Below are 20,263 nucleotides of genomic sequence, written 5' to 3' on the forward strand. Positions count from 1 at the left end.
TCCCCGCCTTCGCGGGGATGACGGGAGTGGGGGAAATCGCTTGGAAGCGTATATCTCAAACTGGCTCAAGGCGGGCTTTTTGAAGGCCCCGCGCCATCAAGAAAAAAGACGGCGGACCTTGCGGTCCGCCGTCAGCTCCATGCTCGGAGGGTAATGCTTAAAACTGCACGCGCTTGGTATAGCCGCCGTCGACCACGACATTGGTTCCGGTGGTGTAGGAGGAGGCTGCGCTGGCGAGGAACACGATGGTGCGCGCCACTTCCTCCGGCCCGCCCCAGCGGCCCAGCGCGAAAGTGGCTTCGGTGGCCTGGTAGAGTTCGGGCATGGCCTGCCCGATCGCTTCCCAGTTGCCGCCGGGAAACTTGATGGGGCCAGGCGAGACGCAGTTCACGCGAATGCCCATCGGACCCACCATCTGGCTGAGTTGGCCGGAATAGGCGATCAGCGCCGCCTTCATGGCGTTGAAGGCCTGGGGCACGATGAATGTCTCGGTCCCCGCCGTGGAGGCCATGATGACGATGGCGCCCGCGGCCGATTTCTCTAGCCAGGGCTGCAGGGTCTCGCAGCCGAGCACGGTGCCCTTGATGTCGGCGGCGAAGCAGGCTTCCCAATCGCCCGTCGCGCCGGAGCCGGAGGCGCTGGCGCCGGGGACGAATACGTCGCAGCCGCCTAGCCGGTCGGCAGCGGATTTCAGCCATTCGACGTAAGCGCCGTGGTCCAGCATGTCGAGCGCCTCGCCGATAACGATGCCGCCGTGGCGCGCCAGCGATTCCACCGTTTCGGCCACTTGTTCGGCATTGCGCGAGAAGAACGCGATATCGCAGCCTTCCTCCGCGAAGACTTCCAGCGCCGCGCGGCCGATGCCGCGGCTGCCGCCGGTGAGAATGACCTTCTTGCCTTTCAGTCCAAGATCCATGGCTGCCTGTCCTCTGCCTTCGCGCGTTGTTCTGTGCCCCGGTTGTCGCCGCTCGCGGGGCCGGGGGCCACTCCTATTTTGGTCAGGAACGAGGCGCCGCCCGCCATGCTAGCCCCACGGAACAAACGGGAGAGAACGATGGGACGACTGCAAGGCAAGCGCGCCGTGATTCTGGGCGCCAGCAGCCCGGACAACATGGGCCAGCACATCGCCCGGCGCTTCATCGCGGAAGGTGCGCGCGTGCTGGTTTCGGGACGCAAGGAGGCGGTTCTGGCCGACTTCGCCGCGCGTAATGGCTGCGAATGGGCGGCCTGTGACCTGACCGATGCGCAGAGCGTCGAGGCATTGGCCGAAGCAGCGGCCGCGAAGCTGGGCGGCATCGACATTGCCCTCAATGCCACTGGCTGGGGGCTGCTGAAGCCGTTCCTCGACACCACGCACGAGGATGTGATGGCGATGACCATGCTCCAATATGTGGGGCCGTTTCATTTCTTTCAGTCGATGGTGCGGCGCATGGCGCGCAGCCGGGGCGGGGAGGGTGGATCGATCATCCAGATCAGTTCCGCCACCGCGACGATCATGCTGGACGACCACGCCGCCTACATGGGCACCAAGGCGGGCACGGACCATGTGATCCGCTGCGTGGCCAATGAATTCGGGCAAGAGGGGGTGCGGGCGAACTCGATCTCGCCGGGACTGACAGATACGCCGATGACGGCGGAGGCCAAGCAGGTGCCGGGGCTGTTCGACGCGTTCCTCGCCGGTTATCCGCTCGGTCGCATCGGCACTTCGGACGACATCGCCGCCGCCGCCGTCTGGCTGGCCAGCGATGAGTGCTTCATGACCGGCGAGAACCTTCAGGTGAACGGCGGGCTGACCCTGCGGCGCAATCCGATGAAGAGTGAGATTGAGGCAGCCGTGGCGGCGGCGATGGGGGGATAAGCGACTTCGCCGCAGCCAGAGCGTCGAATCCCGTCTCAATCCCGTCATCCCCGCGAAGGCGGGGATCCCGCTTCTGTTGAGAAGGGCGAGAGCGCGCAAAGGCAGCGGGGCCCCGCCTTCGCGGGGGCGACGATGCGGAGGAGGCACAGGTTTCGCTTGAATCAGATCGTCCGGGACAGCTGCTCGGACCTCACGGAACCAGCAACGCCCGCACATCCTTGCGCAGCAGGTCCTTGCGCACTTTGCCCGAGGCGGTGCGCGGAAAATCGTCGCGGAATTCGAAGCGCTCCGGGATTTTCTGTCGCGCCAGACCGCTTGCCGCTACGTGGGCGGCAAGGTCTTCGCCCGAAACCGGGCCCTCCGCTGCGATAACGTAGGCGCAGACCCCTTCGCCGAGGCGCGCGTGGGGCATGGCGACCACCGCCGCTTCGCGCACCAGCGGGTGCGCATGAAGCACGTCCTCGATCTCCTTGGCGGAGATGTTTTCGCCGCCCCGGATGATCAGGTCCTTCTTGCGTCCGGTCACGGTGATCGCGCCTTCGGCTGAGCGAACGCCAAGGTCGCCGGTGCGGAAGAAGCCCTCTTCCGTAATCGCCTCGGCCGTCTGCGCGGCGTCGGCATAGCCCAGTAACATGCCCGGCCCGCGCGCGAGGATTTCGCCTTCCTGCCCGTCGGGCCGGTCGCGGTCCTCGTCGTCGACGATCCGCACTTCGTAATCGACCACCTTGCCATCGGTGGTGGCGGCAAGCGCCCCATCATGCGGCCAGCCGAAGGTGACCAGCGGTACTTCGGACGCCCCAAACACGCGGAACGCCCGGCACTGAGCGAAAGCGGCATTGGCGGCCGGGATCAGGTCCGCCGGAACCGCCGCGCCGCCGCAGGCGAAGAAGCGGAATGAGGGAAGCGGATTGCCCGCCGCCCGTGCCGCTGCCGCCAGTTCGACTAGAAACGGCGTTGCCGCCACCGTGCCGACCAGCCGGTGCGAGTCGATCAGTGCTACTGCCTCAGCGGCGTTCCAGCTTTCCATCAGCACCGTGCGCGTGCCGCAGATGAAGGGCGCCTCCAGCCCGTTGGCATAGCCAGAGACATGGGTGACGGGGGACGGCATCAGCGTCGCCTCACCGGGGGCGAGGCCCCAATGCGCGGCGCTTGTCCGCAGGATCCGGGCGATCGAGACGTGGCTGTGCAGCACGCCCTTGGGCCTGCCCGTGGTGCCGGAGGTGTAGAGCACCATTTTTACACCCAGCGGATCGACCGTGGGCCGGGAGAAGCGGGCGGCGCGTCCTTCGGCGACAAGCGCGGCGTAATCGTTCGCGCCGTCCCCGCGCACGGTGAAGACGTGGCGCAAGTCCGGCAGATCGGCGGCGATGCGGGCGGCCATGGCGGCATAGTCGAACTTGCGGAAGGCCGCCGGCACGAACAGCGCGGAGGCGCGGCAGTCGGCCAGCATCTGCGTTACTTCGTGGTCCCGGTAGATCGGCACGATCGGGTTGACCACCAGGCCGGACATCGCGGCGGCCAGATTGATTACCATCGCCTCACGCCAGTTCGGCACCTGAAACGCCAGCACGTCACCCGGCCGCAGACCCCGCGCGTACAGGGCGGCCGACAGCGCTTCCGCATCGGTCAGCGCCTGCGTGCGGGTTACCGAAACATCGCCGTCGATCAACGCCACGAAATCGGGGTCTGCCTCGGCCAATGCTGCTGCCTGCTGCGCGATCGTGCGCGGATCCCAGACGCCTGTTCCGGCATAGGCGGCAAGGTGCGGCGGCGGCGTTTCCAGCCACGCCCAGGGGCTTTCGTTCCTCTCCATCATCGCCGATGACTGCCCCTGCCGAAGATCGCGGCCAACTGGCCAAAGTGCCAATCCGATGCCGATCGATTCCTGTCGACCTATCACCTTGCGCAGCTTGCCGCCACTCGCCGGGGCGCACAGGATCGGGGACGATAACGATGCGGGAGAGGACCGAGTGGACCGCGTGAAGCAGATTGGCGACGTTGCCGAGATCATGCTCGATTACGTCGAGAACAAGAAGACTTTCCAGACGGACCGTACCTACAAGGTCCCCACAGCCAGTTATACCGACAAGGACCAGTTCAACGCCGAGATGGAGCTGGTGTTCAAGCGCGTGCCGCTGATGCTGGCCTTCACGGCGGAAATGCCGAATCCCGGCGATTACAAGGCGATGGAAGCCGTCGGCCTGCCGGTGCTGATCACCCGCGACAAGCAGGGTAAGGTCCGCGCGTTCCTGAACGTCTGTTCGCATCGGGGCGCACCGGTGGCGGCGGACGGGCATGGCAACTGCGCGCGCTTCACCTGCAAGTATCACGCCTGGACGTACGGGGCCGATGGCCGCCTGCTCGGCATTTCGGAGGCGAGCACGTTCGGACAGGTCGACAAGGCCGAGATGGGCCTGCGCCAGCTTCCGTGCGAGGAACGCAGCGGAATGATCTTCGTCTGCCTGACGCCTAATGCGCCGATAGACCTCGACAATCATTTCCGGGGTTTCCTGGAGGATTTTGACGCGCTCGACTTTGCGGACTGGACGTACCTGGGCAACCGCACGATCGAGGGCGCGAACTGGAAGATCGCCTTCGATGGGTATCTGGAGGGCTATCACTTCCAGTCGCTTCACCCGGAAACGATCTTCCCGCGCACGCCGTCCAACTGCACGCATTACGAAGGTTTCGGCCCGAACATCCGTATCGGTTTCCCCCAGCACTCGATCGCCGAGCAGCTAAAGGACGTGCCGCGTGCGGAATGGGGTTTGAAGGAGAACTACGGCTACGATTTCGTGCGGATTTTCTTCCCTAACGTTTCGATCTTCATTGCGCCTGAAATCACCCAGGTTGCCCAGCTTTTCCCGGGACCGACGCCCGATCGCAACCGCACCGTGCTGAACTATCTGCGACGCGATCCCGTGCGCGATGAGGCGGACCGCGAGGGTGTGGAAGCGGCGATGAACTTCTTTCGCGACGTAACCTACCAGGAGGATTACGTCATCGGGCTGGAGATCCAGAAAGGCCTCGAATCCGGGGCGCATGACGAGCTTACCTTCGGTCGCAACGAAAGGGGCAACCAGTACTTCCACGAGTGGCTGAACTGGTATCTGCAGGACGACGCTTCGCTTCCCGAACCGCAGATGTAAGGCGGGCGGGACAGATGGCGCGCAAGCTTTCGCTCGCTTCGGGCGTCTTGCCCGAATTTGGCGCGGTGGACGTGGTGGAGGCGGGCGCGGCGACGGGGTTCGACGCGGTCGGCCTCTGGATCGATCCGGCGGAATGGACGGTGCAATCGACGCGGGAAACGCGCGCGGCGCTGGTCCGCACCGGGCTTCCCGTGCTGGATGTGGAGGTGGTCTGGATCAAGCCCGACTCCGCGCTGGACGATCATCGCAAGGTGATCGACGTGGGCGCGGAATTGGGCGCGGCGAATGTGCTGTGCGTCTCCTCCGATCCCGATCACGGCAAAACCGCCGCCACGCTGTCCGCGCTGTGCCGCCATGCGGAGGGTTCGGGGATGCGTGTGGCGCTGGAATTCGGCATCTTTACCGAAGTGCGGAACCTGAAACAGGCGTTGAACGTGATCGGCCAGGTCGACCATCCGCTGGCGGCGGTGCTGGTCGATCCGATCCATGTCGATCGTTCGGGCACGACCGTGGCAGAAGTGGCGGCGATCGACCCGGCGCTGCTACCCTATGCGCAGTTCTGTGACGCCCGCACAGTACGGCCCGATCCCGCTGATTTCGCTGCCGTGATTACCGATGCCGTGGACCTACGCGAACAATGCGGCGAGGGCGCGCTGCCGCTGGCGGCACTGCTGGAGGCGCTGCCGGTGGATGTCCCGTTGTCGATAGAGTTGCGCTCTGCCGCGCTGCGGGAGGCGTTCAGTCATCCGGCCTTGCGCGCCAAGGCGGTGCTTGATGCCACGCGCAGCTGGCTGGACACGCTGGCGTGACGGTTACCGTCATCACTCTGCTCAAGCGCCGGCAGGGCATGAGCCATGAGGACTTTCGCATCTATTACGAGACGCATCACCGCCGCATCGGTGAGCGGGTGCTGGCCGGCCATGCCACGCGCTACGTCCGTCGCTATCTCGCCCCGCTCGACGGTGTGGACCAGCCTTGCGACGCCGATGTGGTGATGGAGATCGACTTTCCCGACGAGGCCGCGCGCGACGCCTGCTTCGCCTCGCTGGCCGATCCCGCGACGCAGGCGATGATCGCCGAAGACGAGGAGCGCCTGTTCGATCGCGCGCGCATACGCACGTTCAGCGTCAGCGAAGCCAGTTCGGATATGAGCTAAAGACCTCTCAATCTTCCCGCGCGTCCATCGTCGTGTATTCACGCCGGGTGAACAGCCATTGCCCGTCGATCTGCGCCAGTTCGTCGGCATAGCGGCCGCGTAGGCGCATGGTCTTGCCGCTGGCCGGATCCTCGAAGATTTCGGAAGTGTAGGAGATCGCCGTCGCCCGGTTCCCCTCCACCCGGATCTCGCCGGGATGCGCGACGTAGATCATCGGCCGGCTGCCACCGCCAAGGCCATAGCGCTTCATCGATTCCGCCCAGGCGGCAGCGATCGCCGGCTTGCCGGTATAGCCGCCCAGGTCGGGAAACTCGGGCAGCGCCCAGTAGGCATCTTCCGCCCATGTTCCCGCCCACAGCTCGGCATCGCGCGTCATCACCCCGTGGGCGTAAGTATCCAGCAGTTCGCGGATCAGGATGCGGTCTTCCAGCGGTCCGGTGAAGGCCATGGGCGGGTCTCCTGCCTCAATACGCGTGGGGTTCGCCGTTCCACTTGTAGAACCCGCCTGACATCGCCGGGGTTAGCCGTTCGGTCAGCGCGGCGATGCCTTCGGCACTTTCCTGCGGGGTCAGCTCGGCCTGCGGGCCGCCCATGTCGGTCTGTACCCAGCCGGGATGGACGCTGATCGCGATGATCCCGCGATCTTTCGTGCCCAGCGCTAGCGAGACCATCAGCCGGTGCAGCGCCGCCTTGGAGGCGGAGTAGGCCTCATACCCCGCATAGGGCCATGTCGATGCGCCCACCTGGCTGCCGAAGCTGACGACTTTTGCGCCCGGCTTCAGGCGCGGCAGGAAGGCCTGGAACACGCGCATCGGGCCGTTGACGTTGATGTTGAACACATCCAGCCAGTCCGCGAAATCGGCATCCGCCAGCTCGGACGTGGTGCTGCCCGATACGCCCGCGACGTTGTAGAGCACGTCGATCGCCTCATCTCCGGTATCCGTCGCGCCTGCCTTGACCGAGGCATCGTTCGCCACGTCCATCGCGTGTAGCGTGACGCGGCCACCCGACCCGGCGGCGATTTCCCGCAGCGCGGCGGCGCCGTTCGGATCGCGCAGCAGGCCGAAAACCCGATCCCCCTTCGCCAGATGCAGCTTGACGAGTTCGAGCGCGATGCCGCGCCCCGCACCGGTGATTGCCACGTTCGCCATCAGGGCTTCCTTCCTTCGATCCAGTCGTTGAGCACTTCATGGAAGAAGCGCACGCGGGTTTCCTGCGCCGGCAGGTAAGCGTCGGTATAGCCGCGCGAATGCATTCCCGCCTGCATTCCTTCGGCCAGTTCCATGTCCTGATAGACGATTTGCCCGGCGAGTTCCGGAATGCCCCGGCCGCCGTCGAAAGCGCGGTGCTCGCATTCCGCCGCCTCGCGCAGCGGCCTTGGCCCGGCCATCACCGATTCCACCATGTCCTGCCCGGCCACCGGGAAGGCCATGCACCACAAGTCGAAGAAGCACTTCTCCGGATCGTCGGGATGGGGTTCGGATCGGAACAGCAGAAGGTGATCAGGCAGGAAGCTGATGGTGACATTGGGGAAGATCACCGTGTGCGGACTGTCGGTGATCTCCTCCTCGTCCATATGCTCGTAATGAAGATAGCCGCGTTCCTTCCAGTCGCGCTTCTTCACGGCCTTCAGGTCCAGCCAGCCCTGCATCGCCATGTCCTCGTAAGAGGCATAGCCATCCGGATCGATGCCCCAGGACTGGAGGATCAGCTTGTAGGGATGCGGCAAATCGTCCGGCAGCCGGTCGGAGAGCGAGGGGCGCATCGGCTGCACCGTGCGACCATGTCCGGCGGGCCACATCTCATGCCGGGCGGTGTCGACGTCCTGATCGATCCATGGTGGCACTTGCGGATGGGCGGTGCGGGTATGGTAGCTTTCGGAGAAATTGTCGGTCACGAATTTCCAGTTGGCATCCAACGCAATGCGATACCAGGCGACGCGAACGGCCGTTTCCATCGGATAGCGCGCGTAGACTTCGGGCAGGGGCGCCAGATAGTCGAGCAGGCCTGGGCCGCTCCCGGCCATCGTGTACCAGACGAAGCCGCCCCAGCTTTCGCAGCGAAGCTCCTTCAAAGACAGTTTGCCGCAAGGGCTGCCCTGCGGAAAGTCGCCTTCATCCTGCACATGGACCAGCTTGCCGTCGAGGGCGTAGCGCCAGCCGTGATAGGGGCAGGAAATCGTATCGACCGAGGACATGCCGCGTACCAGCCGCATGCCGCGATGCGCGCAGGAATTGTAGAAGGCGCGGACGCTGCCGTCGTCCTGCCGGATCGCGATCACCGATTCCTTCATGAAATCGTGCACCATGAAGTCGCCCGGTTCCGGAATGTCGGCCAGGCGCCCGGCGATGTGCCAGATGCGGGTCCAGAGGTGGTCCCACTCCTTCTGCGCGAAGTCGCGGGCGAAGTAGCGGTCACCGGTGATCGGATCGCCGCGCAGATTGGCGGGATCGCGGCCGTCGAGCGGGGCCATGCCCTCGGCAGGCTTGTTCATGTCGATGCTCTCCCGTTCTCGATTTGCCGGCCAGTCTGGTGGCGGACGATCGGCGCGGCACCTGTCACTTGTGCGAGAAAGCCCGCGCCTATCGCCGTTCGTTCAGGTCCTGCATGGTGCGCGCGGCGAAGCGGCGCAGGCGGTCCATCCGCTTTCCGTCCTGCTCCCCATCACCGAAGATCGGGCGATGCAGCAGCATGCCCATGTGCAGGGCGCTGGTGAAATCGTGCGCCAGTTTCAGGTTGTCCCAATCGTCGCGCCACTGGGGAAAGGCCTCGATCATCTCGCTCATCCAGATCTCGTCATAGCGGCGCGCGACCGGGGCGAAGATCGCGGAGAGTTCGCCATCGGTCCGTGCGGCGACAGCAAGTTCCAGCCAGGCGGCATATTCGCGCGTCTGCACCGATCGCCAGTGCGCCTCGCACGCCAGCTCAATCTTCGGTTCGCCCGAGCGGCGGGAAAGCGCATCGAGATAGTCGTCCAGAAAGCTGCGCATTCGGTGATAGACCGCGTGGTCCAGCACGGCGGCGACCAGCGCCATGCGCGAGGGGAAGTGGTGGTGCATGGCCCCGCGCGAAACGTCGCAGCGGGCGGCGACGGCGGCGGTGGTGAGGCCGGGATAGCCGTGATCCACCAGGCAGTCGATCGCCGCCGAGACCAGCCGCTCGCGCATCCGCGCGCTCTTGCGCTGCTGCCATTTGGCCGGCGGCTCGGCATGGATATCCGGGGCCAGGGCGCCCAGAATGCGGTCCTGAAGGGTCTCGCTGTTCATGGCCTCTCCTTGACGACAAGGCTGCCTGTCCCGCCTCCCATGCGTCACCTAGCCTAAGTCGCAGGTGAGGAATTGTGCCGTGGCAGACCATAAAACCGGCAGATGAGTCGGTTTCAGCAAGGCCGACCGCGAGCCCCTCCAGACATGCCGCAAAGGCATGCGCGGGCGGAGAGGAAGGCAGACCATGACCGAGGCGCAACTGGCGCAAGGATTCGATTTCGCCGCCGAACTGCGCGACCTTGCCGCGCGGCGCGACATTGCCGAGGCGGCGCACCGCTACATGCGCGGGCTGGACCGGCTGGACCCTGTCCTGCAGCGCCGGGCCTTCCACGACGATGCCGTGGTCGACTGCGGGCTGATGAAGGGCACGGCGGACGAATTCGTGGCCTTCTGCCAGGACTTCCTGGGCACGATGGAGGCCACGCATCACTTGCTGGGCCAGCACCGCATCGAGATTGTGGGCGATAGCGCAAGCGGAGAGGCTTATTTCCAGGCCTGGCACGGCGTGCGCGACGAGGGCGGCGCGGTGCGCGATCTCTTCATCGCCGGGCGCTACCTTGACCAATATGCCTGCCGGGACGGCGAATGGCGCATCACCGCGCGCCTGCTGGTGACCGACTGGGTCAAGGACGATCCCGGTTCGCTCGATTTCTTTGCCGCCAATCCCGGCGCCGTGCGCGGCGGCCGGCGCGGCGCGGATCCCAGCCAATCAGGAGTACGTTCATGAACCTCCAGAGCAAGGTTTCCCGCTACTCGCAGGAATACGATCCGCCGGTGCGCGGGGACACGATCACGGCGGACCGCTATATCTCCAAGGAATGGATGGCGGGCGAGATGAAGAACCTCTGGCCCAAGGTCTGGCACCTTGGCGGCGTGCTGGCCGATCTGGAGGAGCCGGGCGATGTGATTCGGCACAATTTCGCCAAGGAATCGGTGATCATGGTGCGGCAGGAGGACGATTCCATCCGCGCCTTCTACAATTCCTGCCCCCATCGCGGAAACCGGCTGATCCTGGCCGATGTGACCAGCGTGCCCCGCATCACCTGCGGCTATCACAACTGGACCTACGACTTGGACGGCACGCTGATCAAGGTGCAGGACCCGGATGACTTCGAGGGTGGCAGCCCCTGCGGCAAGGTCCACTTGTCCGAACTGCGCTGCGAGACCTGGGGGCCGTTCGTTTTCTGGTGCATGGACGATGATGTCGCCCCGCTGCACGAATGGCTCGCGCCTTTCCCGGAGCGTCTGGCCGGTTACGGCATCGACAACTGGGTGCGCGTGCTCAACCTCTCGGCCGATTGCGAATTCAACTGGAAGATCATTCGCGACAATTTCAACGAGAGCTACCACCTGCCGACCATCCACCCGGAACTGGCGACGTTCATCAACGACGGGCTGCCGGATACGCTGTTCGAGATGTACCCCTCGGGCCACAACTCGATGTGGATGAAGGGCCATCAGGCTACCACCCGCGTCGATTACCACACCACCGAAGTTCCCGCCCCGCTCGACCAGATCGCGCAGGCCTGGGGCATCGATCCGGCGGATTATACCGGCCATACCGGCGACCTTCGCGCCGCGGTGATCGAGGCGAAGCGGCGGCTGGGGCCTGAGCGGGGCTTCACCAACTATGACCAGATGAGCGACCAGCAACTGGTGGACTATTTCCACTGCACGCTATTTCCCAACCTGACGCTGACCATGAGCCCGGAGCAGTTGCAGGTGCTGCGCACCGAACCGCATCCGACCGATCCCGAGAAATGCATCTTCCAGCATTGGTGCCTCTATCCGCCGATTGCGGGGATGCGAGAGGTGGAGACCCCGCTCGGCACCGTGCCGTTACGGCATGACGCGGTGGCGCGCCATTCGACTTACGGCGACGGCGTTTCGGTGGGCTTCGTGGCCGATCAGGACCTGTCGATCGGTACCAGCCAGCAACAGGGCCTCAACTCGCGCGGCTTCAAGGGCTGCATCCTACCGGGCCAGGAAAAGCGCGTGCAGCGGTTCCACGAACTGCTCAACGACATGGTGCAGCCGCAGGAATGAACGGCCCCGCGCCCGGCGTGCCGGGGCGGCACGTGATGCAGGCGGCGTGGATGGTCGACGACCTGCACGCCGCTTGCGCGCGCTGGACGCGAACCACCGGCATTGGGCCGTTTCTGACCGTGCCGCATGTCGTGCTGGAGGAATATCGCCATCGCGGACGGTCGGCCGGCGGCCTCGATTTCTCGGTGGCGATCGCGCAGTGGGGCGGAGTGCAAGTGGAACTGGTGCAGCAGCACTGCGACAACCCTTCCGCCTATCGCGACACTATCGCGAAAGGGCAGGGCGGTTTCCATCACCTTGCCATCTATACGGCCGATTACGATGCGGCCTACGCGCACTACCGCGACCAGGGTTTCGAAGCGGCGGTGGACGGCACCTTCGGCGGCTTCCGTTTCAGTTACATCGATACGAGCACGGCGATCGGCTGCATGGTCGAACTGATCGAGGAAAACCTCGCCCAGTCCGACTTCTTCCGCCGCGTCGCCCAAGCCGCTGACGGCTGGGACGGCGCGACCGACCCGATCCGCCCTGGCTTTCCGGCATAACTCCTCACCCAAGGAACCAAAGCCCATGGTGCACTGCCCCGTCGAGGATCGCCTGGCGATCCAGGACCTGCTCATCGCCTATGCCCACGCCGTGGACAGCTTGCACGACATCGACGGGATATTGGACATCTTCGTGGAAGATGCGGTGTTCGATCTGTCCGGTATCGGCTTTCCGAACCTGGAAGGGCATGGCGCGATCGGCGGGTTTTTTCGCGATACGTTCGCGGGGATGGCGGCCCACGCGCATTACCTGACCAACTTCGCGATCACGGCCTATCAAGGCGATCAAGCCTCGATCCGGGCCTATGTGATCGGCATGGGGCGGTACAAGGCGGGCGGCGGGATTACCGTCCATGGGCGGTACTATTTCGACGTGGTGCGCACCTCGGCGGGGTGGAAGGCCACGCGGTATACGATGGATTTTCTGATACCGCCGGAGGGGTGAGGGGCATCAATCCCGCTGGAACGATCAGTCCATGGTCGGTGCACTAAGGCTGGCAATCAATGTTTCGTCGCCCCCCCGAAGGCGGGAGCCCCGCTTCCTTCTCGCCCCGCTCGCAGGAACAAGCGGGATCCCCGCCTTCGCGGGGATGACGGGGTTGGTTGGGTGAGGTGGGTGTTGAGCGGTGGGAAGTGCGTTGAGGGGTTGGGGCCTCAGTGGATTGAGTTCTGAAGCGAGACGCCGAATATCTCCGTTCGCGGCCATCCTTCGTCATCATAAACGGGCTCGATCCCGGCGGCGGAATAGAGCTGCACCGCGAAACCCGTCAGCTCGAACTCGCCCAGATGCTCGCGCATCGCCGCATAGGATGCATGCGCGAAGTGGCCGAGCAGGGCGCGTTCGCTTTCCCATTCCTCGTAGACGTGGATCAGGCCCGGATCGAGCGGATCGACCGCCCAGTTGTAGGCGACGCATCCCTCTTCCTGGCGGCTGGAAGCGATGTGCTCGGAGCCGCCCTGGATGATCCGCGTGCAGAGCGCCTCGTCTCCGGCGAAGCGGAGGGTTCCGGCGACGATGATGCGCATACTTGGTCCTTTCAGACGATCGGACGGATCGCCGGCGTCTCGTGGATTTCCAGGATTTCGAAGACGTTGCCGAAGTAGTCGCGGCAGTAAGTGCCCGCATAACCGTGCCTGGTGCCGTTCGCGTCGGTGGTGATCGTCGCCAGTTCGGGTGGGGCGTGGACGGGCAGGCCCGCCGCGACGATCCGCTCGTGAACGGCGGCAAGGTCCTCCACCTGCAGGGCGATATGAGTATAGCCATATTCGTTGACGCCCCGGCGCGGATCCTGGGCCTGCTTCTGCTTCGGGGCGCTATATTCGAAGCATTCGATCTGCACGTTGCCAAGCCGGCAGAAGAACTGCTCCGCCGCACTGCCTTCCAGGCCGACGATCTCGTCGATGAAGGGATTGTCCGCCCATTGCAGTGGTTCAACTTCCTCCACCGCGCCCAGGATATCGAGGTAGAAGTGCCGCGCCTTGGCAAGATCAGGCACCGAAACCCCGATGTGATGGACACCCAGGATACCGGGCAGAACGTCGGAACGCGGCGCGCTCATGCCGCCACCGTGCTTTCCGCGCCGACGTTGCGCTGGGCGGCGTGCTTGCCGGCGAGATAGCCGAAGACCATGCCCGGCCCAAGCGTGCCGCCGCCGCCGCCGTAGGTCATGCCCATCATCGATCCCATGGCGTTGCCCGCGGCATAGAGCCCGTCGATCGGCTTCAGGTCAACGTCGAGCACGCGGCCCAGCGTGTCCGTCTTCGGCCCGCCCTTGGTGCCCAGTGCGCCGGACTTCACCTCGGCCGCGTAGTACGGCCCGCCGTCGATCCTGCCGAGCGTGGCTTCCTTGCGGCCCTTGGCGTCAGGATCGCCCCAGTAGAGGTCGTAGTAGCTGTCGCCCCGGCCGAAGTCGGCGTCCTTGCCGTTGTCGACCATGGCGTTCCAGCGTTCCACCGTGGCTTCCAGCGCGTCCGCCGGAATGCCCAGCTTGTCCGCGAGTTCGGCCAGGGTGTCACCGCGCACGATCCAGTCGGCAGGCTCGCGCTTGTGGTCGCCGTCGCCGACGCCGATCAGCTGCGTGTCGAGGAAGCCCCATTTGTCGTAGAAGGCCTGATTGAACAGGCACCAGGCGGGAAGATTGGCCCAGGAGCAGGAATTGAGGTCCTGCACATGGAATGCGGCACCGAACGCGTTGTAGTTGGCGGCCTCGTTGGTGAAGCGCTTGCCGGTCCTGTTGACCATGATCGTGCCGGGCAGCGTGCGCTCGCCGGTGAACAGCATGCGGCCCATCTCGTTGAGCGGGGCCTCCACCACCGGCATCCACCACGCTTCCCGCATGGAGGAGAGCATGGCCCCGGCCTTCATCGCCATGCGTAGGCCGTCACCGGTATTGGTGCGGATCGAAACGGGCGAGGTGAGCGGGCCGCGCAGGAAGGCGGTCTTGAACGCCTCGTTGTGTTCGAACCCGCCGGTCGCCAGCACCACGTTGGGCGCGTCGATCACGGTGCCGTCGTCCAGCTCCACGCCTTTCATCGCTCCGTCCTCGATCCGCAGCTCCTTGCCGCCGGTGCCGAGCCGGAATTCCACGCCGCGATCGAGGCATCCGCGCAGCAGACGGCCGACGAGGGCATGGCCCAGTCCGCGCTCGTCGTTGTCGGCGCGGCGCTTGGCTTCAGCCGGATCGAGCGGATCGGGTATGGCCTGCGCCAGCGAGGTTTCGCCCACGGTGAAGTAGACGTGCGGCCAGTAATAGGGCGAGACTTCCACCCGGTCCCGCCATTCGCCCAGCTCGCCATAGGGATAGACCGCGCATTCCAGCGTCCGTCCGCCGCGCGATGCCGCGCCGGGCTGCTCGGGGTGGTAGTCCGGGAAATCGGGCACGACCATGAACTTCACCGGCGTGCGGCCTTCGAGGAAGGCGACCATCTCGACCCCGCCGTCGATATAGGCCTCCGCCATCTGGGGCTCGATCAGTCCGTTGGACATCGATGCGAGGTAGGTCAGCGCCTTGTCGCGGCTGTCTTCCTTGCCGAATTCCTTCTGGTGCGGATTGCAGGGGATCCAGATTTGCCCGCCGGACCAGGCCGAAGTGCCGCCCAGCTTCGTGCCCTTTTCGACCACGAGAACTTTCGCGCCATGCTCGGCTGCCGTCAGCGCAGCCGTCAGCCCCGCCGCACCCGAACCGAGCACGACGAGATCGTATGCCGTATTGGTCATTATCTCTCTCCCGATGGCCTCTTCAGGGCCTCTAAAAATCAGACCTGACTAAAGCCGCCGTCCATCACGAGTTCGTCGCAGGTCATGAAACTGGATGCCTCGCTGGCGAGGAAGACCACGCCGCCGGCCATTTCTTCCGGCCGGCCGAGGCGGCCGATGGGGTGGGTAGTGTTCATGGCGGCCAGCGAAGCCTCGCGTGAGGGCGAGGCGCCGAGTTCGACGTAGCGGTCCATGATAGAGGCCAGCATCGGCGTCTCGATCCCGCCGGGATGCACCGAATTGACGCGGATATTGTACTTCAGCGCCGCGAATTCGGCGCCCAGGCACTTCGACAGCATCTTGATCGCCGCCTTGCTGACGCAATAGGCCGCATTGAACGCCGCGCCGCGTAGGCCGCCGACGCTGGAGAAGTTGATCACCGAGGCTCCGCCCTTGCGCGCCTTGCCGCCCGCCTTGAGCAGGTCGAGCAGGACTTGCGTGCCGATGATCGCGGAATCGACGTTGATCGCGTTGACCCGGTGGAATTCGGAGAGCGGGGTCTCCTCGAACTTGGTGACGATCGAGAGACCGGCATTGTTCACCAGCACGTCGAGCCGGCCGTAGTTCTCACGAACCAGTGCCTCCACTGCGCGCCAGTCGGCCTCGCTGGTGACATCGTGCTTCAGGTAATGGTCGGCGCCTTCGACCTCGGCTCCGTCCTTCAAATCGGTGGCGATCACGGTGGCGCCGGCCGCCTTCAAGGCTTTCACGATCTCGCGACCGATGCCGCCTGCCGCGCCGGTGACGACGGCGATGGTATCGGGAAGGGCGCCGGGTGAGGGTGCGGTCATTGTTGGGCTTCTCCGGGAATTGTGTAGGTCATTCGGCACGTCACTGGCAGGTCACTCGGCAGGTGTCTGGGCGGATCACTGCGCGGTCCAGCCGCCGTCGATCACCAGTTCCGCGCCGGTCATGTAGGAACTGTCGCTTGAGGCCAGGAAGAACACCGCGCTGGCCAGTTCGGAAGGGTCGGCAAGGCGGCCGATCGGCGTCTTGCTCGACATCAGATCCACCAGATCCTGCGGCTTTTCGGCGACGCCCTTGTCCACCCAGCGCTGGAAGCCTTCCTTGAGCAAGGGCGTCATCACGAAGCCGGGATGCAGCGAATTGGCGCGGATCGGCATCTTCTTTTCGGCGAATTCCAGTGCGATCGACTTGGTGAACAGCCGCACCGCGCCCTTGCTGGCGTTGTAGCCGGAAACCTCGCTCATGCCGACAAGGCCCATGATCGAACTGACATTGACGATCGAGGCACCGCCGGTAACGCCCGCACCGCTGGCGGCCATCAGCGGCACGAATGTGCGCACGCCCAGGAACACGCCGTCGACATTGATGCTCATGATCCGCCGCCAGCCCTCCAGCGAGGTTTCGGCGACCGGGCCGGTCAGGTCGATCCCGGCATTGTTGACCAGGATGTGCAGCTTGCCGTGTCGCTGGGTAACGGCATCGAGCGTGGCCGCCCAATCTTCCTCGCTGGTGACGTTGGCCTGCACATAGCTGGCCGCCTGCCCCAGCCGGCGCAGCGTTTCGCCTACCAGCGCGCTGTCCTGCGTCTCAAGATCGGTGAGCACCACTTCCGCGCCTTCGGCCAGAAAGCGCTCCACGCAGGCGAGGCCGATGCCGCGAAGGCCGCCCGAAACCAGCGCCACGCGGCCCTTCAGCCGCTGCGAACCCAGATCGCTCATACGCCCATCATCCCTGCCGTGGTTGCCCCGTCGATCACGTATTCGCTGCCGGAGACGAACTGCGACTCGTCGGAGGCGAACCATGCGACCAGCCCGGCGATCTCCTCCACACGCGCCATCCGGCCGAACGGCGACAGGCCTTCGTAGGCGGCGCGCGTGGCCGCGGGATCGCCAGAAGTCTCGATCAGGTTGCGGATCAGCGCCGTCTCCACCACGCCGGGCAGGATCGCGTTGACGCGGATGCGGTACTTGCGATTGCCGGCATGGACCGCTGCCGATTTTACCAGCGCGACGACTGCCGCCTTGGAGACAGAATAGGCCACGAAATTGCCCATCGCCCGGTGCGCGTTCATTGAGGAGTTGACCAGGATAGATCCGGCCGGGCCGTCCGGGTTGCTGGCCATCAGGCGCATCGCGTGCTGCACGGTGAGCATGGCGCCGGTCTGGTTGACGCCGATCACGTTCTCCCACCCTTCCAGCGAGATATCCTCCACGCTGCCGTCGCCATGTTCGGTGCCGGCATTGGCAAAGGCGAAGTCCAGCCGGCCGTAGTCGCTGGCGATCCGGGCGGAAAGCGCGTCCCACGCGGCGCCATCGCGCACGTTGTGGCTGACGAATTCGGCGCCGCTGGCGGCGCAGACTTCATCGGCCGCGCTGCGGTTCGATCCGGTAAACACGACGCGCGCGCCTTCCGCGCTGAGCCGCCGCACGGCGCCGGCGCCAATGCCGGATGTGCCTCCGGTGACCAGCGCCACTTTGCCTTCAAGCCGCTTCACGGCATTCTCCCAGCTATTCGTTGCGCCGAACATGGCCGATCTGCGGGAAGGGGCAACCTATGATTAGAGCAAGGTGACTTCGTCTTCCCCCCGGTCCAGACATGACCCAAACAGGGAAAAACAAATCAGGTTGGGAGACCTTGGACCAATGGCCGAACGCGACCTCGAATTGGGCTCTACGCTGGGGGAAGACCGCAGCGAGGGCATCAGCTGGGCCGAACTGATGGCGCTGGATTCGCGGGAAGCCCCTGCGATCCTGACCGAAGAAAGCTACACCTATCGCGGGTCCGACCCGATCCCCGCCGACCGGTACACCAGCGCCGAATTCGCGCAGTTGGAGCGGGAGCGGATGTGGCCCTACGTCTGGCAGTTTGTGGCGCGCGAGGAAGACCTGCCCGAAGCGGGCGACTTCATCGTCTATGAGAACGCGGGGCGTTCCTACCTCGTCAGCCGGCAGGATGATGGATCGATCCGGGCGATGCACAACGTGTGCCTCCATCGCGGCCGCAAGCTACGGACTGAGGACGGCCATGCCGACAAGTTCGTTTGCCCTTTCCACGGCTTTGCCTGGAACAAGGACGCCAGCTTCAATTCGATGCCCTGCCAATGGGATTTCCCGCATCTGGCCGAACAGAACCTGGATTTGCCCGAGGCGGAAGTGGGCCGCTGGGCAGGCTACGTCTTCATCCGCGAGGAGAAGGGCGGGCCAAGCCTCGAAGAGTTCCTTGCCCCGCTGCCCGAACACTTCAAGCGCTGGCGGCACGAGGAATGCGCCAGCGTGATGCGCGTGGCCAAGGAAGTGCCGGCCAACTGGAAAGTGGTGATGGAAGCCTTCATGGAGGCCTGGCACACCATCGTCACCCATCCGCAACTGCTGCCGTTCACTGGCGATTCCAACGCCGCCTACTGGACCTGGGGGGACAATGTGAACGTCAACCTCGTCCCCTTCGGCGTGATGAGCCCGCATATTCAAGAGGGACAGGGCGAGCAGTGGATCGTCGACGAGTTCATCAAGTACAACGGTCGCTCCGGCGACAACTATGAGGGCGAGGCATCCGCCAATCCCATGGCGATCCGAGTGCCGGAGGGCATTACTGCCCGCGCCGCGCTGGGCGCCGCGATGCGCGCGGCCTATACCGAGAGTACCGGTTACGACCATGCCGAGGCGACCGACGCCGAACTGCTGGACGCGCTGGTCTACAACGTGTTCCCCAATTTCGCGCCTTGGGGCGGGTATATGCCGAACATCGTCTACAACTGGCTGCCCGGTAAGACGCCGGATACCTGCGTGATGGAAGTGCGCGTGTTGGCGCGCATCCCCAAGGGCCAACCGATCCCGCGCGGCGCGCCGCTGAAGATGCTTCGGCTGGACCAGAAATGGACCGAGGCGCCCGAACTCGGTATTCTGGGGGACGTGTTCGAGCAGGACATGGACAACCTGCCTTACGTGCAGGAGGGGCTCCATGCCTCGAAGACCGGCAAGGTGAACCTGGGCAACTATCAGGAAATCCGCATCCGCCAGTTTCAGGACACGCTGATGAAGTACATCAATGGCGAACTTGGCGGCTCGAAGTCAGGCGGGGCAGTTTGAATTCATGACCGAAACTGCTGAAAGCCACCCTCCGCGCATCGACTGCGTGCTGATCTGCGGCGGGGTCTGGCACGACATGGACTTCGCCCGGCTGGAACTGCTCAAGCTGTTGGCCGAGGATCCGTCCGTGCGCACCCGCGTGTTCGAGGATTACGAAAACCTCGACGCGATCCGCGCCGCCCATGTGCTGATCACTTATACTTGCGACGTCACGCCCTCGCTGGCGGCGCAGGAGGTGCTGCGCGACTGGCTCTCGGCGGGCGGGCGCTGGTATGCGCTCCACGGCACCAACTCGGTGCTGCGCCTGTTGGCGGACGGACCCAATGCCGGGCTGTGGGACGCGCCGCGCTGGGCGCCGCTGTTCATGGACCTCCTCGGCAGTCAGTTCGTGAGCCACCCGCCGATCGCGCCTTACACGGTGACGGTAGCCGATCCCGCCCATCCGTTGGTGCAGGGGATCGAGCCGTTCGACACGACCGACGAACTCTACCACATGGAGCGGCACGGCGACCTGCATGTTCTGCTGGAAACCGAATGCGCCGAGGAAGGCACCGGCTTCGTCGAGGCGGCCGATGCCATCGGCACGCATCCGGTGATGTACATCAAGGCGCACGGCAAGGGCGGGGTGCTCTACAATACGCTCGGCCATTGCCGGGGGCATTACGACTTGCAGCCGATGTTGGACTGGTGGCCAACGGTGGACCGCTGTGCCTGGGACCTGCCGGTGTTCTACGAATTGCTGCGCCGAGGCATCGGCTGGATCAAGCAGCGCGAGGGGTGAGGTAGCGAGGAGGAAAGCGGGGCCCCCGCCTGCGCGGGGGCGACGAGTTTTGGGGGGTGAGCTAGTGTCGATTTCAGACGGTCAGTTCCTGCCAGATTGAAATCAATCCTAGCCAACACACTCCCCGTCGCCCCCGCGCAGGCGGGGGCCCCGC

Annotated in this window: 22 protein-coding genes; 10 read left to right on the forward strand and 12 right to left on the reverse strand. The window is 64.9% G+C overall.

Features of this window, described 5'->3' with window-relative positions; translation table 11 throughout:
* Positions 1-157: 157 nt before the first annotated feature.
* Entirely contained in the window at positions 158-916 is a 759-nt protein-coding gene (locus tag WBP07_RS29030; protein ID WP_395396701.1) for an SDR family NAD(P)-dependent oxidoreductase, read from the reverse strand.
* Between the two features lie 138 nt (positions 917-1,054).
* Between WBP07_RS29030 and WBP07_RS29035 the strand changes: the two genes are divergently transcribed.
* Positions 1,055-1,858 (forward strand): SDR family NAD(P)-dependent oxidoreductase, encoded by an 804-nt coding sequence (locus WBP07_RS29035; protein ID WP_395396702.1) that lies wholly within the window; start codon positions 1,055-1,057, stop codon positions 1,856-1,858.
* A gap of 190 nt (positions 1,859-2,048) precedes the next feature.
* On the opposite strand, the gene WBP07_RS29040 is transcribed toward WBP07_RS29035, so the two are convergent.
* Entirely contained in the window at positions 2,049-3,674 is a 1,626-nt protein-coding gene (locus tag WBP07_RS29040) for an AMP-binding protein (RefSeq protein ID WP_395396703.1), read from the reverse strand.
* 154 nt (positions 3,675-3,828) lie between these two features.
* Between WBP07_RS29040 and WBP07_RS29045 the strand changes: the two genes are divergently transcribed.
* The 3 genes from WBP07_RS29045 to WBP07_RS29055 are packed head-to-tail and all read left to right on the forward strand — an operon-like array spanning position 3,829 to position 6,163.
* Positions 3,829-5,007, forward strand: coding sequence for an aromatic ring-hydroxylating dioxygenase subunit alpha (locus WBP07_RS29045; protein ID WP_395398269.1), 1,179 nt, complete (start codon positions 3,829-3,831; stop codon positions 5,005-5,007).
* A gap of 14 nt (positions 5,008-5,021) precedes the next feature.
* Positions 5,022-5,816 carry a sugar phosphate isomerase/epimerase family protein gene (locus tag WBP07_RS29050; protein ID WP_395396704.1) on the forward strand — a complete coding sequence of 265 codons (795 nt, stop codon included), beginning with the start codon at positions 5,022-5,024 and terminating at the stop codon, positions 5,814-5,816.
* Positions 5,813-6,163: an EthD domain-containing protein gene (locus tag WBP07_RS29055; RefSeq protein ID WP_395396705.1), complete on the forward strand. Its 351-nt coding sequence runs from the start codon at positions 5,813-5,815 to the stop codon at positions 6,161-6,163. Before WBP07_RS29050 ends, WBP07_RS29055 begins: the two co-directional genes overlap by 4 nt.
* Positions 6,164-6,170: 7 nt before the next feature.
* On the opposite strand, the gene WBP07_RS29060 is transcribed toward WBP07_RS29055, so the two are convergent.
* From WBP07_RS29060 to WBP07_RS29075, 4 genes are all read right to left on the reverse strand, one after another.
* Entirely contained in the window at positions 6,171-6,611 is a 441-nt protein-coding gene (locus WBP07_RS29060) for a nuclear transport factor 2 family protein (protein ID WP_395396706.1), read from the reverse strand.
* A 16-nt stretch (positions 6,612-6,627) separates the two neighbouring features.
* Positions 6,628-7,314, reverse strand: a complete 687-nt coding sequence (locus WBP07_RS29065) for an SDR family oxidoreductase (RefSeq protein ID WP_395396707.1) — start codon at positions 7,312-7,314, stop codon at positions 6,628-6,630.
* Positions 7,314-8,657: an SRPBCC family protein gene (locus tag WBP07_RS29070; RefSeq protein WP_395396708.1), complete on the reverse strand. Its 1,344-nt coding sequence runs from the start codon at positions 8,655-8,657 to the stop codon at positions 7,314-7,316. Before WBP07_RS29070 ends, WBP07_RS29065 begins: the two co-directional genes overlap by 1 nt.
* 88 nt (positions 8,658-8,745) lie before the next feature.
* On the reverse strand, positions 8,746-9,429 hold the full coding sequence (locus WBP07_RS29075; RefSeq protein WP_395396709.1) for a TetR/AcrR family transcriptional regulator: 684 nt from the start codon (positions 9,427-9,429) through the stop codon (positions 8,746-8,748).
* A gap of 184 nt (positions 9,430-9,613) precedes the next feature.
* Here WBP07_RS29075 and WBP07_RS29080 point away from each other — a divergent pair, with 184 nt between their 5' ends.
* From WBP07_RS29080 to WBP07_RS29095, 4 genes are read left to right on the forward strand one after another with little or no spacing between them, the layout of a single operon-like run.
* The gene (locus WBP07_RS29080; RefSeq protein ID WP_395396710.1) at positions 9,614-10,156 is read left to right on the forward strand and encodes a nuclear transport factor 2 family protein; all 543 of its coding nucleotides are present in this window, start codon (positions 9,614-9,616) and stop codon (positions 10,154-10,156) included.
* On the forward strand, positions 10,153-11,475 hold the full coding sequence (locus WBP07_RS29085) for an SRPBCC family protein (RefSeq protein ID WP_395396711.1): 1,323 nt from the start codon (positions 10,153-10,155) through the stop codon (positions 11,473-11,475). The genes WBP07_RS29080 and WBP07_RS29085 overlap by 4 nt, the downstream gene beginning before the upstream one ends.
* On the forward strand, positions 11,472-12,020 hold the full coding sequence (locus WBP07_RS29090; protein WP_395396712.1) for a VOC family protein: 549 nt from the start codon (positions 11,472-11,474) through the stop codon (positions 12,018-12,020). Before WBP07_RS29085 ends, WBP07_RS29090 begins: the two co-directional genes overlap by 4 nt.
* Positions 12,021-12,045: 25 nt before the next feature.
* Positions 12,046-12,465 (forward strand): nuclear transport factor 2 family protein, encoded by a 420-nt coding sequence (locus WBP07_RS29095; protein WP_395396713.1) that lies wholly within the window; start codon positions 12,046-12,048, stop codon positions 12,463-12,465.
* A gap of 209 nt (positions 12,466-12,674) precedes the next feature.
* Here the strand turns inward: WBP07_RS29095 and WBP07_RS29100 are convergent, their stop codons facing one another.
* From WBP07_RS29100 to WBP07_RS29125, 6 genes are all read right to left on the reverse strand, one after another.
* On the reverse strand, positions 12,675-13,046 hold the full coding sequence (locus WBP07_RS29100) for a putative quinol monooxygenase (RefSeq protein ID WP_395396714.1): 372 nt from the start codon (positions 13,044-13,046) through the stop codon (positions 12,675-12,677).
* A gap of 11 nt (positions 13,047-13,057) precedes the next feature.
* Positions 13,058-13,579, reverse strand: coding sequence for a VOC family protein (locus WBP07_RS29105; protein ID WP_395396715.1), 522 nt, complete (start codon positions 13,577-13,579; stop codon positions 13,058-13,060).
* On the reverse strand, positions 13,576-15,237 hold the full coding sequence (locus tag WBP07_RS29110; RefSeq protein WP_395396716.1) for an FAD-dependent oxidoreductase: 1,662 nt from the start codon (positions 15,235-15,237) through the stop codon (positions 13,576-13,578). The genes WBP07_RS29105 and WBP07_RS29110 overlap by 4 nt, the downstream gene beginning before the upstream one ends.
* Before the next feature lie 38 nt (positions 15,238-15,275).
* Positions 15,276-16,067, reverse strand: a complete 792-nt coding sequence (locus WBP07_RS29115) for an SDR family NAD(P)-dependent oxidoreductase (protein ID WP_395396717.1) — start codon at positions 16,065-16,067, stop codon at positions 15,276-15,278.
* Between the two features lie 75 nt (positions 16,068-16,142).
* Positions 16,143-16,961: an SDR family NAD(P)-dependent oxidoreductase gene (locus tag WBP07_RS29120; protein ID WP_395396718.1), complete on the reverse strand. Its 819-nt coding sequence runs from the start codon at positions 16,959-16,961 to the stop codon at positions 16,143-16,145.
* Positions 16,958-17,737, reverse strand: a complete 780-nt coding sequence (locus WBP07_RS29125) for an SDR family NAD(P)-dependent oxidoreductase (protein ID WP_395396719.1) — start codon at positions 17,735-17,737, stop codon at positions 16,958-16,960. The genes WBP07_RS29120 and WBP07_RS29125 overlap by 4 nt, the downstream gene beginning before the upstream one ends.
* Positions 17,738-17,885: 148 nt before the next feature.
* Here WBP07_RS29125 and WBP07_RS29130 point away from each other — a divergent pair, with 148 nt between their 5' ends.
* Both WBP07_RS29130 and WBP07_RS29135 read left to right on the forward strand, forming a co-directional pair.
* Positions 17,886-19,328 (forward strand): SRPBCC family protein, encoded by a 1,443-nt coding sequence (locus tag WBP07_RS29130; RefSeq protein ID WP_395396720.1) that lies wholly within the window; start codon positions 17,886-17,888, stop codon positions 19,326-19,328.
* 4 nt (positions 19,329-19,332) lie between these two features.
* Entirely contained in the window at positions 19,333-20,109 is a 777-nt protein-coding gene (locus WBP07_RS29135) for a ThuA domain-containing protein (protein ID WP_395396721.1), read from the forward strand.
* Positions 20,110-20,263 lie beyond the last annotated feature (154 nt).

Source organism: Novosphingobium oxfordense (genome assembly GCF_044029435.1).
GTDB lineage: Bacteria > Pseudomonadota > Alphaproteobacteria > Sphingomonadales > Sphingomonadaceae > Novosphingobium.

Coding starts and splice junctions, on each gene's coding strand:
- WBP07_RS29080 (WP_395396710.1), top strand. CDS start 9,614: ATGACCGAGGCGCAACTGGCGCAAGGATTCGATTTCGCCGCCGAACTG.
- WBP07_RS29050 (WP_395396704.1), top strand. CDS start 5,022: ATGGCGCGCAAGCTTTCGCTCGCTTCGGGCGTCTTGCCCGAATTTGGC.
- WBP07_RS29105 (WP_395396715.1), bottom strand. CDS start 13,579: ATGAGCGCGCCGCGTTCCGACGTTCTGCCCGGTATCCTGGGTGTCCAT.
- WBP07_RS29115 (WP_395396717.1), bottom strand. CDS start 16,067: ATGACCGCACCCTCACCCGGCGCCCTTCCCGATACCATCGCCGTCGTC.
- WBP07_RS29130 (WP_395396720.1), top strand. CDS start 17,886: ATGGCCGAACGCGACCTCGAATTGGGCTCTACGCTGGGGGAAGACCGC.
- WBP07_RS29075 (WP_395396709.1), bottom strand. CDS start 9,429: ATGAACAGCGAGACCCTTCAGGACCGCATTCTGGGCGCCCTGGCCCCG.
- WBP07_RS29110 (WP_395396716.1), bottom strand. CDS start 15,237: ATGACCAATACGGCATACGATCTCGTCGTGCTCGGTTCGGGTGCGGCG.
- WBP07_RS29070 (WP_395396708.1), bottom strand. CDS start 8,657: ATGAACAAGCCTGCCGAGGGCATGGCCCCGCTCGACGGCCGCGATCCC.
- WBP07_RS29085 (WP_395396711.1), top strand. CDS start 10,153: ATGAACCTCCAGAGCAAGGTTTCCCGCTACTCGCAGGAATACGATCCG.
- WBP07_RS29120 (WP_395396718.1), bottom strand. CDS start 16,961: ATGAGCGATCTGGGTTCGCAGCGGCTGAAGGGCCGCGTGGCGCTGGTT.
- WBP07_RS29135 (WP_395396721.1), top strand. CDS start 19,333: ATGACCGAAACTGCTGAAAGCCACCCTCCGCGCATCGACTGCGTGCTG.
- WBP07_RS29040 (WP_395396703.1), bottom strand. CDS start 3,674: ATGATGGAGAGGAACGAAAGCCCCTGGGCGTGGCTGGAAACGCCGCCG.
- WBP07_RS29100 (WP_395396714.1), bottom strand. CDS start 13,046: ATGCGCATCATCGTCGCCGGAACCCTCCGCTTCGCCGGAGACGAGGCG.
- WBP07_RS29060 (WP_395396706.1), bottom strand. CDS start 6,611: ATGGCCTTCACCGGACCGCTGGAAGACCGCATCCTGATCCGCGAACTG.
- WBP07_RS29030 (WP_395396701.1), bottom strand. CDS start 916: ATGGATCTTGGACTGAAAGGCAAGAAGGTCATTCTCACCGGCGGCAGC.
- WBP07_RS29095 (WP_395396713.1), top strand. CDS start 12,046: ATGGTGCACTGCCCCGTCGAGGATCGCCTGGCGATCCAGGACCTGCTC.
- WBP07_RS29065 (WP_395396707.1), bottom strand. CDS start 7,314: ATGGCGAACGTGGCAATCACCGGTGCGGGGCGCGGCATCGCGCTCGAA.
- WBP07_RS29090 (WP_395396712.1), top strand. CDS start 11,472: ATGAACGGCCCCGCGCCCGGCGTGCCGGGGCGGCACGTGATGCAGGCG.
- WBP07_RS29035 (WP_395396702.1), top strand. CDS start 1,055: ATGGGACGACTGCAAGGCAAGCGCGCCGTGATTCTGGGCGCCAGCAGC.